Source organism: Glutamicibacter sp. NPDC087583, assembly GCF_044743685.1.
Classification (GTDB): domain Bacteria; phylum Actinomycetota; class Actinomycetes; order Actinomycetales; family Micrococcaceae; genus Glutamicibacter.
In genome coordinates this window covers 1-15,400 of sequence record NZ_JBIUWY010000004.1, presented here as the reverse complement: position 1 = coordinate 15,400, position 15,400 = coordinate 1, and the positions used below count along the sequence as shown (strand labels likewise).

At 64.4% G+C, this 15,400-nt stretch carries 16 protein-coding genes; 14 read left to right on the top strand and 2 right to left on the bottom strand.

All coding sequences use genetic code 11. The features are described 5' to 3' along the window. The first annotated feature begins 5 nt into the window (after nucleotides 1-5). The gene (locus ACIOU9_RS11540; protein WP_332487020.1) at nucleotides 6-1,214 is read left to right on the top strand and encodes a DNA recombination protein RmuC; all 1,209 of its coding nucleotides are present in this window, start codon (nucleotides 6-8) and stop codon (nucleotides 1,212-1,214) included. A gap of 101 nt (nucleotides 1,215-1,315) precedes the next feature. Here ACIOU9_RS11540 and ACIOU9_RS11535 read toward each other — a convergent pair whose 3' ends face one another. Beyond that, entirely contained in the window at nucleotides 1,316-1,795 is a 480-nt protein-coding gene (locus ACIOU9_RS11535) for an inorganic diphosphatase (RefSeq protein ID WP_105658632.1), read from the bottom strand. Nucleotides 1,796-1,892: 97 nt separating this feature from the next. On the opposite strand from ACIOU9_RS11535, the gene dacB reads away from it, so the two are divergent. The 13 genes from dacB to panC all read left to right on the top strand — a co-directional run bounded on the left by dacB (nucleotide 1,893) and on the right by panC (nucleotide 14,151). After that, entirely contained in the window at nucleotides 1,893-3,257 is a 1,365-nt protein-coding gene (gene dacB / locus ACIOU9_RS11530) for a D-alanyl-D-alanine carboxypeptidase/D-alanyl-D-alanine-endopeptidase (RefSeq protein WP_332498966.1), read from the top strand. Nucleotides 3,258-3,275: 18 nt separating this feature from the next. Then, entirely contained in the window at nucleotides 3,276-4,202 is a 927-nt protein-coding gene (locus ACIOU9_RS11525) for a zinc-dependent metalloprotease (RefSeq protein WP_105662169.1), read from the top strand. Then, nucleotides 4,199-5,125 carry a tRNA lysidine(34) synthetase TilS gene (gene tilS, locus ACIOU9_RS11520; RefSeq protein WP_332503220.1) on the top strand — a complete coding sequence of 309 codons (927 nt, stop codon included), beginning with the start codon at nucleotides 4,199-4,201 and terminating at the stop codon, nucleotides 5,123-5,125. The genes ACIOU9_RS11525 and tilS overlap by 4 nt, the downstream gene beginning before the upstream one ends. A 64-nt stretch (nucleotides 5,126-5,189) precedes the next feature. Then, entirely contained in the window at nucleotides 5,190-5,741 is a 552-nt protein-coding gene (gene hpt / locus ACIOU9_RS11515; RefSeq protein ID WP_402696974.1) for a hypoxanthine phosphoribosyltransferase, read from the top strand. 107 nt (nucleotides 5,742-5,848) lie between these two features. Next, nucleotides 5,849-7,774, top strand: coding sequence for an ATP-dependent zinc metalloprotease FtsH (ftsH, locus tag ACIOU9_RS11510; protein WP_105658628.1), 1,926 nt, complete (start codon nucleotides 5,849-5,851; stop codon nucleotides 7,772-7,774). Between the two features lie 9 nt (nucleotides 7,775-7,783). Beyond that, the gene (gene folE, locus ACIOU9_RS11505; RefSeq protein WP_286134348.1) at nucleotides 7,784-8,362 is read left to right on the top strand and encodes a GTP cyclohydrolase I FolE; all 579 of its coding nucleotides are present in this window, start codon (nucleotides 7,784-7,786) and stop codon (nucleotides 8,360-8,362) included. Nucleotides 8,363-8,370: 8 nt separating this feature from the next. Continuing rightward, nucleotides 8,371-9,273, top strand: a complete 903-nt coding sequence (folP, locus tag ACIOU9_RS11500) for a dihydropteroate synthase (protein ID WP_105662168.1) — start codon at nucleotides 8,371-8,373, stop codon at nucleotides 9,271-9,273. After that, nucleotides 9,260-10,102, top strand: a complete 843-nt coding sequence (gene folK, locus ACIOU9_RS11495; RefSeq protein WP_166650737.1) for a 2-amino-4-hydroxy-6-hydroxymethyldihydropteridine diphosphokinase — start codon at nucleotides 9,260-9,262, stop codon at nucleotides 10,100-10,102. Before folP ends, folK begins: the two co-directional genes overlap by 14 nt. Further along, nucleotides 10,090-10,551 (top strand): DUF3180 domain-containing protein, encoded by a 462-nt coding sequence (locus tag ACIOU9_RS11490; RefSeq protein ID WP_402696972.1) that lies wholly within the window; start codon nucleotides 10,090-10,092, stop codon nucleotides 10,549-10,551. Before folK ends, ACIOU9_RS11490 begins: the two co-directional genes overlap by 13 nt. Then, complete coding sequence (locus tag ACIOU9_RS11485; RefSeq protein WP_105658624.1) at nucleotides 10,520-11,017, top strand: PH domain-containing protein; 498 nt, start codon at nucleotides 10,520-10,522, stop codon at nucleotides 11,015-11,017. The genes ACIOU9_RS11490 and ACIOU9_RS11485 overlap by 32 nt, the downstream gene beginning before the upstream one ends. Then, nucleotides 11,014-12,411, top strand: coding sequence for a PH domain-containing protein (locus ACIOU9_RS11480; RefSeq protein ID WP_181148927.1), 1,398 nt, complete (start codon nucleotides 11,014-11,016; stop codon nucleotides 12,409-12,411). The genes ACIOU9_RS11485 and ACIOU9_RS11480 overlap by 4 nt, the downstream gene beginning before the upstream one ends. A 2-nt stretch (nucleotides 12,412-12,413) precedes the next feature. Then, a complete protein-coding gene (locus ACIOU9_RS11475; RefSeq protein WP_332487033.1) occupies nucleotides 12,414-13,280 on the top strand; it encodes a DUF2520 domain-containing protein in 867 nt (288 codons plus the stop codon). A 4-nt stretch (nucleotides 13,281-13,284) separates the two neighbouring features. Next, a complete protein-coding gene (panC, locus tag ACIOU9_RS11470) occupies nucleotides 13,285-14,151 on the top strand; it encodes a pantoate--beta-alanine ligase (protein WP_402696970.1) in 867 nt (288 codons plus the stop codon). On the opposite strand, the gene ACIOU9_RS11465 is transcribed toward panC, so the two are convergent. Continuing rightward, the gene (locus tag ACIOU9_RS11465) at nucleotides 14,148-15,101 is read right to left on the bottom strand and encodes an NAD(P)H-dependent flavin oxidoreductase (protein WP_402696968.1); all 954 of its coding nucleotides are present in this window, start codon (nucleotides 15,099-15,101) and stop codon (nucleotides 14,148-14,150) included. The genes panC and ACIOU9_RS11465 overlap by 4 nt on opposite strands. Nucleotides 15,102-15,400 lie beyond the last annotated feature (299 nt).

Genomic DNA, 15,400 nt, shown 5'->3' with positions numbered 1-15,400 from the left:
TGCTCATGGTAATCGCGGTTTTTGTACTCGTCATCCTTAATATTCTGGCAACGGCATGTATTGCCTTGCTGCTGGTGCGCAGGACATCCGGCTCTGATGGCACCCAGATCCAGGACTCGGTACGTGCTGCTAATGCGGAGCTCCGGCAGGAACTGGGGACCCAGCGCACCGAACTGCGCCAGGGGATGGGCGAAGTGCGTACCGAGATCGACGCCAAGCTGACCGCGATGGCAGAAGCCAATGCGAACCGCCATCTGCAGGTCCAGGGGCTGCTCCAGCAGGAAATGGAGAAACTGCGCTCGGGCAATGAAGCCAAACTCGAGAAGATGCGCGAGACGGTGGACGAGAAGCTCCAGGGGACCTTGGAGAAGCGGCTGGGCGAATCCTTTGAACTGGTCAGCAAGCGGCTGGAAATGGTGCAGAAGGGGCTGGGGGAAATGCAGAGCCTGGCCCAGGATGTCGGCGGGCTGAAACGCGTGCTCACCAACGTGAAGAGCCGTGGTGCATGGGGCGAAGTGCAGCTTTCGCGCCAGCTGGAAGACATCCTCACCGCAGAGCAGTACGAGCAGAACGTGGCGGTCGTGCCCGGCAGCCGCGAGGTCGTGGAGTTCGCGGTGATCCTGCCCGGGCGGGATGCCGGAACGATCTATCTGCCAATCGACTCCAAGCTGCCGCAAGAGGACTACGAGCGCCTGCTCGATGCCCAGGAGCACGGAGACAAGGCCGTCATCGCCGCTGCGGGCAAGGCGCTGGACCGGGCGATCCTTGAGCAGGCCAAGCTGATCTCCAGCAAGTACATCGCCCCGCCTTACAGCACCGACTTCGCCATCATGTACCTGCCCACCGAGGGGCTGTTCGCCGAGGTTGTGCGCAGCCCGGGGCTGGCCAGCAAGCTGCAGGCCGAGCACCGGGTGCTGGTCACGGGGCCGACCACCCTGATGAGCCTGCTGAACTCCTTGCAAATGGGTTTCCGGACACTGGCCATTGAGAAGCGCAGCAGCGAGGTATGGCAGGTGCTCTCGGCGGCCAAGGAAGAGTTCCGCAAGTACGGAGATGTCTGGGACAAGCTGGGTAAGCAGCTGGCCACAGCGCAGAACACGGTGCGCGATGCCGGTACCCGGACCCGTGCGGTGGAGCGGAAACTCAAGGACGTGCAGACCCTGGAAGTTTCCGCGCAGGAAGATGTGCTCAGCGGAATGCTGCCTGAAGCCTAGCGCCGGGCAGGTCCGGGTCTCCGGCAGTGAACCGGCAGCAAAAGCAATGGCGGCGACCCCCGATTCGGGGGTCGCCGCCATGTTCGGCTTGAGCCTAGTGGCTAGGCCTTGAAACGCTCGATGGAGCGAGCCAGCTCGGCTTCGGCAGCCTCGCGGCCTTCCCAACCCTCGGCCTTGACCCACTTGCCTGGTTCCAGGTCCTTGTAGCGGGTGAAGAAGTGCTCGATCTCCTTGATCAGCCATTCGTCGATGTCTTCAAGTTCCTTGATGTGGTCAAAGCGCTTGTCGGCAGGAACGCACAGCAGCTTGGCATCGCCACCGCCATCGTCGGTCATGTTGAATACGCCAATTGGGCGTGCTTCGACAACAACACCTGGGATCAGGTCAACACCCGGGATGAAGACCATGGCGTCCAATGGATCGCCATCTTCGCCCAGAGTATCGTCGAAGTAGCCGTAGTGGGTTGGGTACTGCATCGAGGTGAACAGCACGCGATCCAGGCGCAGGCGGTGGGTCTCGTGGTCGATCTCGTACTTGACGCGCGATCCGGTGGGGATCTCGATGGTCACGTCGTGGCTCATGAAAAGCACACTCCTAAACTAGTCTTAGGGATATCCGCTAATAAGGGTATCGCCCCATTGCGCCTGATGGATAAAACTGCGAGAGGAATGTAACCATATGAACACTGCCGCCCGACGCGCTATTACGCTGGGGGTGGCGATTGTTGCCATGGTTGCAGTGATTGCCGCGATGCTGCTGGCCCCGCGATTCTTCACCGGAGAGCCCGAGGCTTTCTACACCCCGGCCAGCGCGCAGCTGGCCGATAAATCCCCAGTCGCCGTGCGGGACCTGGACCCCAACGCCGCGCAACCGGACCCCGGGATCCTCGCCGCGAAGCTGGATGGCATCCTGGCGGACAAGCCCGACCGGACGTCCTTCAACGCCCAGGTGGTCGACGTGGCCACGGGCACAGTCCTGTATGACAGGAACTCCGAAATAAATGGCACCCCGGCCTCCAGCCTGAAGGTAGTCACCGCCATCGCGGCCCTCGATGCCCTCGGCGGCGACACCCAGCTGTCCACCAGCGTGCTGCTCGATGGCGGCACATTGATCCTGCGCGGCGGGGGAGATGTGCTGCTGGGCGACGGGGAATCGGACCCGGCGCACCCCAAGGGCTATGCAGGACTGGCAACCCTGGCCAAGCAGACCGCCGAAGAACTTGAAAAGCGCGGCATCAGCGAGGTCAAGCTGTGGCTGGACGACTCGCTGTTCGGCGATGCGCACAGCAACCCCGCCTGGGACAAGTCGCTGTTCACCTCCAATAACATTGGCCAGGTCTACCCGATTGCGCACTACGCCGGGCGTGCCGGGGAAAGCACCAGCACCGCCTACCAGTCCGACCCGGCCGCGCAGGTCCGCAAGGTCTTCGCCCAAGCCCTGGGCGAGCAGGTCAAGGTGGATGAGGGTGGCCGCGGCCCCTATGCGGGGGGCGAGCAGATCACCGAAGTGAAGTCCGCACCGCTGCGCGATGTCATCAAGCACATGCTGCTGGTTTCGGATAACTACATTGCCGAATCCATGGGCCGCCTGGTGGCGCTGGACCGCCAGATGCCCGGGGAACAGGCAGGGGCCGCCGTCGCTGCTGTGGCCCAGGCCCATGGGGCTGCTGGACACACGCTCGTGGACACCAGCGGCCTGGCTGCCAGGAACCGGATTTCGCCCGCGGCGCTGACCGCGGTACTGCGCTCGGCCGCCACCAGCAAGAAGCCGGAATTGCGCGAGGTCGTCTACTCGCTGCCGGTCGCCGGCTACAACGGCACCTTGATGAACCGCCTGGGCGGTGCCGGAACACTTGGCCTGGTCCGCGCCAAGACCGGCTCGCTCACCGGCGTGGCCACGCTGACGGGCATGGCCATGACCGAAGACGGGCGCCTGCTCGCCTTCTCGATCTATGCCGATCAGCCCAACGGAACACTCGCACCCCACAAGCCAACCATTGACTCTGCTGTCACCGCCATCCGTGGCTGTGGCTGCCGGAGCTGAACGCCGCAGGAGCAGCAAATGAACCAGTTCGTCGATTGGAAGCTGGCGGCCAAGGCCGCGAAAACCCTGATGCCCGCCGGGCCGGGGATCCAGGCCCAGGATGCCGCGCGGATCATCGAGGAACTGCGCATCGCCGCCGGCGAAGGCCTGGTGGAGGCCGAGAAGGTTTCCAAGCTGGCTGCTTCCGCGCCCTCGCAGACCCTGGTGGTGGACCGGTCCGGCTGGGCCAAGGCCGTCAGCCAGAATTTCGCGGCCCTGCTCCCGGCAGCGCGTCAGGACGTCCCCGGTGTGGTCCCCTTGATTGCCGGCGCAGAACTTGGCGCGGTGCTCTCGGTGCTGGGCACCCGGGTGCTGGGCCAGTTCGACCCGTTCGTCGGCCCGCGCCTGCTGCTCAACGCCCCGACCATCACCCAGATCCGCGGCGAGCTGAATGTGAACGCCCGCGACTTCTACCTGTGGATCGCCACCCACGAGCAGACCCACCGCCTGCAATTCGAGCACGCTGCCTGGATCCCCGGGGTCATGAAGCAGACCCTGGCCGAGGCCTTCGAGCCGCTGGCCGGCACCACCCACTCCATGGGCGAACTGGGTGAACGCCTGAAATCCATGAAGTCCGAGGTCAGCGAACTGACCAGCATCATGTCGGTGCTCGAAGGCCACGCCATGGTCGTGATGAACGATGTCACCTCGATCCGCAGCATCAAGACCATCCGCCGCCGCTTCGAAGCCCGTGGCGAGAACCGTTCGGCCCTGGCGATCCTGCTGGGCAAGCTGCTGGGATTGGATGCCAAGGCGCTGCAGTACAAACGCGGGGCAAAATTCGTGCGGCATATCGTCGACGCGATCGGCTACGAGGGCTTCAACGAAATCTTCACCGCCCGCGAGATGTTCCCGAGCGCCGGGGAACTCGATGACCCGGAACGCTGGCTGGCCCGCACCCGATGAGCCGCGCCCTTCACCTTGCCCGCGCCGCCATCAGTGCCAGCAGCGCGCCCGGGCTGAACCTGATCGGGGTTTCCGGCGGTGCCGACTCGCTAGCCCTGGCCATTGCCGCCGCGACGCTGCCCGCTTCCTTCGGCGCCGTGGTCATCGATCACGGCCTGCAGCCCGGCAGCGCGCAGGTGGCCGAACGCGCCGCCGGGCAATGCCGCGACCTGGGATTGGACCCGGTGGCGGTGCTCCAGGTCGAGACCTCGGCCGATGAGGCTTCGGCCCGCACGGCCAGGTACCAGGCCTTTGAAGCAGCCCTGCAGCAGTTCAACGCGCAGGCATTGATGCTCGCCCACACCCGCGACGACCAGGCCGAGCAGGTGCTGCTGGGGCTGCTGCGCGGATCGGGAACCCGCTCGCTGGCCGGCATCCCTGCCCGGCGCGGAGCCTACCGGCGCCCCCTGCTGGAACTGTCCCGGGCGCAAACCGAGGAAATCTGCCGGCAGGCGGGGCTTGGCTACTGGGAAGATCCGAGCAACGCGGACACCGGGTACAAGCGCAACCTCATCCGCCATAGGATCCTGCCCTTCTTGCGCGAGGAACTTGGCGAGCATGTTCCCGAAGCCCTGGCGCGCACCGCCAGCCTGGCCGCCGCCGATGCCCAGGCCCTCGACGAATGGGCCCAAGCGGCCAAGGACGAGCACGGGTTGGCGATCCCGGACCTGGCCAAGCTGCCGGTGGCCATCAGCTCGCGAGTATTGCGCCTGGCCGCCATGGAAGCCGGGGCCAGGAATGTGGGCCATGAGCGAACGGCGGCGCTGTGCGCGCTGGCCGGGCTCGGCGTCCCCAAGTCCAAATCAGCTGGTCCTGTGCAGCTGGATGGCAGGATCAGCGCCTTCCGGCGGCAATCGGTGATCGTTTTCACCACAACCGGCTAAACAACCTTCCGCTAAATGTGGCACTCTAGGTAAGTACCACACCTCTAGAATCAGGAGAATTCTCGTGGATTCCAATGCAGTCAAAGCCGATCTTGCGCACGTTCTGTACACCAAGGAAGAAATCCAGGCCCGCGTGGAAGAACTTGCCGCGCAGATCGACAAGGATTACGAAGGCCGCGACATCCTCGTGGTAGGTGTGCTCAAGGGCGCCGTGATGATCATGGCTGACCTGGTTCGCGCACTGAACTCCCACCTGACCATGGACTGGATGGCAGTGTCCTCCTACGGTTCGGGTACCCAGTCCTCCGGTGTGGTGCGCATCCTCAAGGACCTGGATTCCGACCTCATGGGCAAGCACGTGCTGATCGTCGAGGACATCATCGATTCCGGCCTGACCTTGTCCTGGCTGAAGTCCAACCTGGAATCCCGCGGCCCGGCCTCGGTGGAAATCTGCACCCTGCTGCGCAAGCCGGAAGCAGCCAAGGTAAAAATCGACGTCAAGTACGTCGGCATGGACATCCCGAACGAATTCGTGGTGGGCTACGGCCTGGACTTCGCGGAAAAGTACCGCAACCTTGATTGCGTGGGCACCTTGGCCCCGCATATTTACCAGTAGGGAACTTTTCTCGCCAATGGGGCGTTGAGAAATATCGAAGGTGGCGTGACCCGGACGCCAGAGCAGTGCGTGAGGGGGATGCGCCAGGCGCGGGGCCTGTCGGATCAATGAAAACGAAGAAGCTTTTTAACAGCTGGATCATTTGGGTCCTGGTCGGCGTAGTCGCCGTGGTGTTGTTCCTGCCGATGGTCTTCGGCAATAACTCGGCCAAGGTGGACACTTCCGTAGGCCTGCACCAGCTCACCAGCGGCAATGTCACCGAAGCGAAGATGTTCGACGGCGACCAGCGCGTGGATCTGAAGCTGCGCGACTCGCTGAAGGTCGATGGCGTGGACAAGGGCACCTCGGTGAGCTTCTACTACTCCACCGCCCGTGCCGAACTGGTGGTCGATGAGATCAACAAGGCCAACCTGGGCAAGTTCACCGACCAGCCGGTGGAAAGCAACTGGCTGCTGTCGATGCTCGGGATCATCATCCCGTTCCTGCTGATCGCCGGCATCTTCTGGTTCATCCTCGCCCGCTCCCAAGGCGGCGGCTCCAAGGTCATGCAGTTCGGCAAGTCCAAGGCGAAGCTGATCACCAAGGACATGCCGCAGGTGACCTTCAAGGATGTCGCCGGCGCCGACGAGGCCGTGGAGGAACTCCACGAAATCAAGGAATTCCTGCAGGAACCAGCCAAATTCCAGGCCCTGGGCGCGAAGATCCCCAAGGGCGTGCTGCTCTACGGCCCTCCGGGCACCGGCAAGACCCTGCTGGCCAAGGCCGTAGCCGGCGAGGCGGCGGTACCGTTCTACTCGATCTCCGGTTCGGACTTCGTGGAGATGTTCGTCGGCGTGGGCGCCTCGCGCGTGCGCGACTTGTTCGAGCAGGCAAAGACCAACTCCCCGGCGATCATCTTCGTTGACGAAATCGACGCCGTCGGCCGCCATCGCGGCGCCGGCATCGGCGGCGGCAACGATGAGCGCGAGCAGACCCTGAACCAGCTGCTGGTGGAGATGGACGGCTTCGACGCCACCACCAACGTCATCCTGATTGCCGCGACCAACCGCCCCGACGTGCTGGACCCGGCGCTGCTGCGCCCGGGCCGCTTCGACCGCCAGATCCCGGTGGAGGCACCGGATCTGAAAGGCCGCGAGCAGATCCTGGCCGTGCACGTGAAGGGCAAGCCGATGGATGCCACCGTGGACCTGAACGCCGTCGCGAAGAAGACCCCGGGCTACACCGGTGCCGACTTGGCCAACGTGCTCAACGAGGCCGCGCTGCTCACCGCCCGCTCCAACGCGAACCTGATCGACGACCGCGCCCTGGACGAGGCCATCGACCGCGTCATGGCCGGCCCGCAGAAGCGCACCCGCCTGATGGACGAGCACGAGCGCAAGGTCACCGCCTACCACGAGGGCGGCCACGCGCTGGTGGCAGCGGCCATGAACCAGACCGCACCGGTCACCAAGATCACCATCCTGCCGCGCGGCCGCGCGCTGGGCTACACCATGGTGGTTCCCGAATCCGACAAGTACTCGGTCACCCGCAACGAGCTGCTGGACCAGATGGCCTACGCCATGGGCGGGCGCGTCGCCGAGGAGATCGTCTTCCACGATCCGTCCACCGGCGCCAGCAACGACATCGAGAAGGCCACCGCCACCGCGCGCAAGATGGTCACCGAATACGGCATGAGCGAGAAGGTGGGCGCCGTGCGCCTGGCCGGCTCGGCTGCCGAGCAGGGCATGGGCACCGCCTCCCGCGACTTCTCCGACGAAATGGCCCACCTGGTGGACCAGGAAGTGCGCGAGCTGATCGAGCAGGCGCACAACGACGCCTACCAGGCGCTGATGGCCAACCGCCATGTGCTCGACCGCCTGGCCCTGGCGCTGCTGGAGCGCGAGACGCTGAACCAGAAGGAGATCGCCGAGATCTTCTCCGACCTGGTAAAGCGCGACAAGCGCGAAGTCTGGCTGAGCAACGAGGCCCGTCCGGTGCACCAAGAGGGCCCGATATTAAGCCCCAAGGAGCGCGCAGCTTCCTCGACCGACTAGGATCGAAGCGTGAGTGAACTACAAGAGATTGATCAGCCGCGGATCGCGGCAGCCGTGCGCGAGATCCTGGAAGCCATTGGCGAGGATCCCGACCGCGACGGCCTGGTAGACACCCCGAAGCGGGTGGCCAAGGCCTATGCGGAGTTCTTCGCCGGCTTGCACCAGAAAGCGGCAGACCACTTGTCCACCACCTTCGACATCGAGCACGATGAGATGGTGCTGGTCAAGGACATCCCGTTCTACTCGACCTGCGAGCACCACCTGGTGCCCTTCTACGGTTCGGCGCATATCGGCTACATCCCGGGCAAGGGCGGCAAGGTCACCGGCCTGTCCAAGCTGGCCCGGCTGGTCGAGGTGTACGCCCGCCGCCCGCAGGTCCAGGAGCGCCTGACCACCCAGATCGTCGATGCCCTCGTGGAGCACCTGAACCCCTCCGGTGCGATCGTCGTCGTTGAATGCGAGCACATGTGCATGTCCATGCGCGGGGTGCAGAAGCCCGGCGCGAAGACCGTGACCAGTGCGGTGCGCGGGCAGCTGCGGGAAACCGCCACCCGTGCCGAAGCCATGAGCCTGATCCTCGGAAAGTAGGAACCCCCATGTCGCTTGGAGCGATCCCGGGCACCGGCCCGAACACCAGCCCATTGCCGGTGATCCGCAAGTCCAGCAAGAAGACCATGGCCGACCTGCCAACCGGCCGCACCCTGGTCATGGGCATCCTGAACGTCACCGAGGACTCCTTCTCGGATGGCGGGAAGTACCTGTCCGGCGATGCCGCGATCGACCAGGGCCTGAAGCTGCTGTACTCGGGTGCCGACATCATCGACGTGGGCGGCGAATCCACCCGCCCGGGCGCCACGAACGTGGATCCTGCCCTGGAGCGCGAGCGCATCATCCCGGTCATCGAAGCCCTGGTGAAGGCCGGCGCGGTGATCTCCGTGGACACCATGCATGTCTCCACCGCCCGCGCGGCCATCGCCGCCGGCGCGCACCTCATCAACGACGTTTCCGGCCTGACCTATGAGCCGGGCATGCCGGAGCTGATCGCGGAAACCGGCGTCCCCTACGTATTGATGCACCGCCGCGGCACCGCGCAGGACATGGTTTCCGAGGCGAACTACCAGGACGTGGTCACCGAGGTCATCGCAGAATTGCGCATGCTGCGCGATGAATTCGTCGCCAAGGGCGTGGCCCCGGAGCAGATCATCATCGATCCGGGACTGGGCTTCGCCAAGGATGCGCAGCACAACTGGGCGCTGCTGGCCAACGTCCCTGCCATCGAGGAGCTGGGCCACCGGGTGCTGATCGGCACCAGCCGCAAGCGCTTCCTGGGCGAACTGCTGGCCGAAGGCTCCAAGAGCCGCGCGCCGATGGAACGCGATTCCGCGACCGCCGCGACCACCGTGCTGGGCGCCCGCGACAAGGTCTGGGCAGTGCGCGTGCACGATGTCACCGGCAACCGCGACGCCATTGAAGTCGTGCAGGCCTATGGATCGCATTAGCATCTACGGAATTTCGGCCACCGGCTACCATGGCGTTTTCGACCATGAGAAGCGCGACGGCCAGGAATTCATCATTGACGTGGTGCTGCACGTGGATATCTCACGTGCGGCAGCCAGCGACAATGTTCTTGACACGGTGCACTACGGCGAAGTCAGCGAGCTGGTAGTCCAGCAGATCCAGGCCGGCCCGTGGGACCTGATCGAGAAGCTGGGCAGCGAAATCGCCGAGGCGATCCTCGCCGCCTACCCGGGCGTGTTCACCATCGACGTGGTGGTGCACAAGCCGCAGGCTCCAATCCCGGTACCGTTCACCGATGTCACCATCTCGCTGACGCGGCACCAGAAGCAGCACACCGCGATCATCGCGTTGGGCGCCAACCTGGGTGATCCGCAGGCTACCCTGGCCGCCGCGGTGCAGGACCTCGGCGCAGAAGTCGAGCTGCTCAAGGTTTCCCCGCTGGCCATCACCAAGCCGGTAGGCGGTCCGCCGGAACAGCCCGATTACACCAACCAGGTCGTCCAAGTGCGTACCCGGCTGGCCCCGCATGAGCTGCTGGATCTGTGCCAGTGGATAGAAGCCAAGCACCACCGCACCCGCGAAGTGCGCTGGGAAGCGCGCACGCTGGATCTGGACCTGATCGCCTACGACCAGCTGAACCTGGATGATGAGCGGCTGACCCTGCCTCATCCGCGCGCCGCGATCCGCGGCTTCGTGCTGGCCCCGTGGAGCTGGATGGATCCGGACGCGGTGCTGAACGGGCAACTGGTTTCCCGTTTGGCCGCCGAAGCTGCCGATACGAAGGACATCATCCGGCTATGGCCAAGCTGAAGCTGCGCTGGCTGCTCTGGTGCGCCGGGCTCGGGGCCGTGGCCGGCTGGATCGCGTTGCGCCTGCTCACCGCGGCAGGCAGGTACGCGCCGGTGCTGGACTACTCCGCCCTGTACTCGCTGGGCGCGGTCTGCGCGGTGATCCTGTTCCTGGGGATCCGCGTGAAGCGCTCCACCCTGGGCAAATCGGGCTTCGAGCCGATCGCCGCAGCTCGTACCCTGGTTCTGGCCCAGGCCTCGTCGTATGCTGGTGCGGTGATTGCCGGTTGGCATGTTCCGGCCATCATCACCCTCTGGGCGGCCACTGGGATCACCCCCACCCTGACCCGCGGCCTGGTGCTGACTGGTGCTGGTGTCCTCATGGTGATTATTGGGTATATTGTTCAGCAACTGTGCAAACTACCTCCAGAGGATACCGATGGCAACAGCGACTCCGTGGTCACCGAATAACTTCACCCCAGCCCACCGGGACTACGCCAAGGTCAAGTTCACCACCTGGGCAATCACCTGGGGCCTGTTCCTGCTGGCGGCACTGGTCCCTGCCGTGCTGGCAGTCACCGGCGTCGGCATCCCGCTGTGGCTGGTGCTTTCCCCGGTCCTGCTGGTGCTGGCGATCGCGTTGCCGGCATTGCGCATCATCCGCCGCCAGGTCGCCGCACTGGGCTATCTCGAACGCGAAGAAGACTTCATCGTCCGGTCCGGGGTGATGTGGCGCAAGCAGGTGGTCATTCCCTACGGCCGCATGCAATACGTCGAGGTCAACAGCGGGCCGCTGGAGCGCCGCTATGGGCTATGCCAGCTAACGCTGAACACCGCCGGCAGCGCTGCCACCGCGCACGTCTACGGGTTGCCCGAGCGCGAAGGGCAGGCCCTGCGCGAACGGCTTGTGGCCGCCGGCGAAGAGAAAATGCTATGAGCCAGGCCGAAGAACTGGCCACCGGAGACAGTGCCGAGCCATGGCAGCGGGTGCATCCAGCCAGCCCGTTCGTCCACGGCTGGCTGGCCATCATCGGCCTGGGCTACATCTACTGGCAGAACACCGACGACCTGTCCTGGGCGGAGCGCTTCTCCGGCACCAGGTTGATGTGGACCGTCGCGGGCGCCGGCATCGCACTGGCCGTGGTGCTCATCTTCTACTTCCTTTCCTGGTACTTCACCCGCTATAAGCTCACCAGCACCCACGTGTACGTGAATTCCGGGATGCTATTCCGCAGCCAGAAGCAGGCGCGCATCGACAAGGTGCAAGGCATAGACATTGCCCAGCCACTGGTAGCCCGGCTGCTGGGTCTCGCCGAACTGCGCTTTGACGTGGCCGATTCCTCCGAGTCGGTGCTGCGCCTTTCCTTCCTGCGCAAGGCCGATGCCCACGCGCTGCGCGTGGTCATCCTGGAGCGGGCCCGCGGCGAAGAACCTGCCGCTGCCCAAGAAAGCGGCTCCCACGACGCGGCGGATCGCGCGGCAGCCCAGCCGCAGGCCGCCGCGGACGCATTGCCGCTGATGGCCAACGTGCCCATTGGGCGCCTGATTGGCTCCATGTTCCTGCAATTGCCGGTGATGTTCGGGGTGCTCGCATGCCTAGCGATGCTGGTGCTTTGGCTTGCCGGGGTCGACGGAATCATCGCGGCCCTGGTCCCCGCGGCCTTGGCCTTCGGCAGCTTCTACTACAAGCAGCTGAACCAGGGCTGGAACTTCACCGCCAGCGCCTCGGACACCGGCATGCGCATCAGCTACGGACTGGCTGACACCCGCCAGCACTCCATTCCTGCCGGCCGCGTCCAGGCCATTTCGGTGACGGCACCCTTCTTCTGGCGGATGCTGGGCTGGTACAAGGTGGAAGTCAACGTGCTGGGCACCAAGAGCGATGACGCGGATAACCTGCAGGTGCTCCCGGTGGGCGACTTCGAGTCGGTCGCCCGCATCATGGGGATCCTGCTGCCGGATCTTGGCGTCGCCAACCAGCGCGAGGTGCTGGCCACCGCGGTGAGCACCGGATGCGAACACGGTTTCACCGGCTCCCCGGAACGCGCCAAGCCGCTATCGCCCGGGGCATGGAAGCACCAGGCGTTCCTGGCCACCGGCACCACGGTGATTTCCCGGTATGGCTGGCTGGCCCGGCAGGCCAGCTTCGTGCCGCATAACCGGGTGCAGGGCATGAGCTGGGGCCAGGGGCCGTGGGAGCAAGGACGTAAACTGGCCGGTGTCCGCTTGCACTGTGCCGGCGGAAACATCATCGGATACCTGCATCAGATTGATGCGGACACCGCAGCAGAATTTATTCGGGCGCAAACCCGGCGCCTGGTTGAAAGGTAGAAGTGGACGCACCACGCTTGGGAATCGGCATCATCTCCGCCGGCAAGGTAGGCACCGTGCTTGGTGCGGCGCTGGCAGCCAGCGGACACCGGATCACCGGAATCCACGCCGTCTCGGAGGATTCGCGCGATCGCGCCGACGCCTTGCTGCCCGGCGTGGAACTGCTGGACCCAGCAGAAATCCTGCGCCGCAGCGAACTGGTGCTCTTTGCGGTACCCGACGACGTGCTCGGCGAACTGGTGTCCGGACTGGCAACGGGCGGCCATATCGCCGCCGGGCAGTTGATCGCGCACACCGCCGGGCGGTACGGCACCTCGATCCTGCAACCGGCCTTGGATGCTGGCGCCTTTGGACTGGCAATCCACCCGGCCATGACCTTCACCGGCATGAGCATGGACCTCCAGCGCCTGACCGACTGCGTCTTCGCGGTCACCGCGGACGAGGCCATCCTCCCGGTAGCCCAGGCGCTGGTGGTGGAAATGCGCGGGGAGCCGGTGGTGATCGCCGAGCAGGATCGTGCCAGCTACCACGCGGCCCTGGCCCATGCGGCAAACCACCTGAACACCATCACGGCGCAATCGGCGGACATCCTGCGCCGGATCGGCGTGGAAGAACCATCCAATACCCTGCGCGCCCTGATGTACGCGAGCCTGGATAATGCCCTGCGTTCCGGCGCGGGCGCACTGACCGGCCCGGTAGCACGAGGCGATAGCGGAACGGTCACCGCGCACCTGCAGGCGCTGGCCGACGCCCCGGCGGAAACCAACAATTCCTATCGGAGCCTCTCGCGCGCTACCGCGCTGCGCGCCGCAGAACGCGGACTGATCTCCCAAGGCACGCTGGAAGAGCTTCTGCGAGTTCTAGAATAGAAGCGTGAAAACCCCGAAGATTGTAAAGACCCGTGCCGAGCTGAAGGCTGCTATTGCCGCAGCTAACCCGGGATCGCTGGGCTTCGTGCCCACTATGGGAGCCCTGCACCGCGGACATGCTTCGCTGTTCAAGGCCGCCCGCGCAGAAAACGAACTGGTAGTCATCTCCGTATTCGTCAATGAGCTGCAGTTCAACGATGCCAGCGACTACGCCAACTATCCGCGCCAGCTTGACGCTGATGTGCAGCTGGCCGCGGCCGCCGGCGTCGATCTTGTCTTTGCCCCGGACGCTTCCGAGATCTACCATGCCGGCCTTCCGCTGGTGAAGTTGAGCTCCGGCGCGCTGGGCGAAATGTATGAAGGCGCCTCGCGTCCAGGCCACTTCGATGGCATGCTGGCCGTAGTCGCCAAGCTGCTGCACTTGACCGACCCGCGTCGGGGCGAATACCGCGCCTACTTCGGCCAGAAGGATGCCCAGCAGCTGATGCTGATCCGCCGCATGGTTGCCGACCTGGACTATCCGGTAGAACTGCGTGCGGTGCCGATCGTGCGCAGCCCGAAAGGCCTGGCGCTTTCCAGCCGCAATGCATTGCTCAGCGAGGAAGAGAAGGAAGCAGCCTTGGTGCTGCACCGTTCGATCCAGCTGGTTGCCGACCGTGCGGCACACAATGAACCGCTGTACATCGAGGATGCCATCGGCATGTACCAGATGGCCCCGCTGGTGGAGCTGGACTACTTCGCCGTCGTTGACCCGGATACCCTGCAGGAACTGGCATTCAACTGCCAGGACACCCCCTTCACCGGCGAGGGCTTGATCCTTGTCGCGGCGAAGGTGGGCAACGTCCGTCTGATCGACAACCAGCCGATCTAGGCAAAGCGTCGAGCAGCCTGCCCGAGGACCTGGCGGAAGCCGCACAGCTCCTGCATGATTTCGGCGGCGGGCTGCTCGGGGCCAACGAACTGCACTGCCTCACCGGCATAGACCGGGGCTATGTCCGTCAGCGCTTCGGAGCGGGCCTGATCCATCTGCTCGCGCAGCGCATCGTTCGGCTCCCAGCTGGAAAGATCCGCGTGCTTGTCGCTGAACTCATTGCGCAGCGCCCGTCCGCCGAACTCGGGCGCCCATGGCAATTGCTGGGCGAGATCGAAGGCGCGGGTATAGATAGTGTCATCCAGGCCCGCATTGCGTGCTGCGCTCTTCATGTTCCCGTGCCCGCTGGACTCTGCTGCCGAGAGGAAACGGGTCCCGATCCAGGCAGCTTCCGCGCCAGCTGACAGCACCGCGGCGATACCTCGCGCAGTGCCGATGCCTCCGGCCGCCACCACAGGCTTCTGGTGCTGGGCGGTTGCCAGCTGCAGCAGCGGCAGAGTTCCGGCTTCATTGCGGCCATGTCCGCCACCTTCTGCGCCACGGGCAATGATGATGTCGATGTCATCAGCCATCGCGCGTTCCAGATCTGCCGCATTGCCTACCTGCATGGCGGTCAGAACTCCAGCCTCATGGGCTACCGCCGCGGCCCGGGTGACATCGCCGAAGCTCAAGGTCACCAACGAGGGCCCGAACTCCAAGAAGGCCTCTAGCGGGGAGAGATCCGTTTCCAACGCCCAGGCCATGAAGCCGACGCCCCATGGAATACTCAGGGATTCAACGAATTGCGTTTGCTGTTCAATCCAGTCAGCTGTGGGAGTTGCAGGCGAACCGATCATCCCTACACCTCCCGCGTGGGAAACAGCTGCAGCCAAGGCGCCGCCAGCCGCGCCAGCCATAGATGCATTGAAGATGGGTTCACGGTATCCAAGGAGTCTTTGCAGGTCGCTCATGAGCCCAGACTAGAACAGCGAAATGAATGTGACCTAGAACGCGGCCCCTCGATTTGTAAGTGCCCAAGAACCTGTGTATAGTTTTTATCTGTTGCCGGAACGGAAACAACACGGAATCTACCGTTTGTTTACCCGGCAGCCAATCACTTTTCACTGAAGGTTTTCCGCCGATTTTGATCGGATCAGGAAGTCTGGTAAGTTGGAAAAGTTGCTCCGGAGCGAAGCAGTCATCGAAGGATTGGTGGTTGTGGTGTCGAGAGTGTTTGTTGTTTGAGAACTCAATAGTGTGCCAAGTTTGT

Coding starts and splice junctions, on each gene's coding strand:
- ACIOU9_RS11540 (WP_332487020.1), top strand. CDS start 6: ATGGTAATCGCGGTTTTTGTACTCGTCATCCTTAATATTCTGGCAACG.
- ACIOU9_RS11535 (WP_105658632.1), bottom strand. CDS start 1,795: ATGAGCCACGACGTGACCATCGAGATCCCCACCGGATCGCGCGTCAAG.
- dacB (WP_332498966.1), top strand. CDS start 1,893: ATGAACACTGCCGCCCGACGCGCTATTACGCTGGGGGTGGCGATTGTT.
- ACIOU9_RS11525 (WP_105662169.1), top strand. CDS start 3,276: ATGAACCAGTTCGTCGATTGGAAGCTGGCGGCCAAGGCCGCGAAAACC.
- tilS (WP_332503220.1), top strand. CDS start 4,199: ATGAGCCGCGCCCTTCACCTTGCCCGCGCCGCCATCAGTGCCAGCAGC.
- ftsH (WP_105658628.1), top strand. CDS start 5,849: ATGAAAACGAAGAAGCTTTTTAACAGCTGGATCATTTGGGTCCTGGTC.
- folP (WP_105662168.1), top strand. CDS start 8,371: ATGTCGCTTGGAGCGATCCCGGGCACCGGCCCGAACACCAGCCCATTG.
- folK (WP_166650737.1), top strand. CDS start 9,260: ATGGATCGCATTAGCATCTACGGAATTTCGGCCACCGGCTACCATGGC.
- ACIOU9_RS11490 (WP_402696972.1), top strand. CDS start 10,090: ATGGCCAAGCTGAAGCTGCGCTGGCTGCTCTGGTGCGCCGGGCTCGGG.
- ACIOU9_RS11485 (WP_105658624.1), top strand. CDS start 10,520: ATGGCAACAGCGACTCCGTGGTCACCGAATAACTTCACCCCAGCCCAC.
- ACIOU9_RS11480 (WP_181148927.1), top strand. CDS start 11,014: ATGAGCCAGGCCGAAGAACTGGCCACCGGAGACAGTGCCGAGCCATGG.
- ACIOU9_RS11465 (WP_402696968.1), bottom strand. CDS start 15,101: ATGAGCGACCTGCAAAGACTCCTTGGATACCGTGAACCCATCTTCAAT.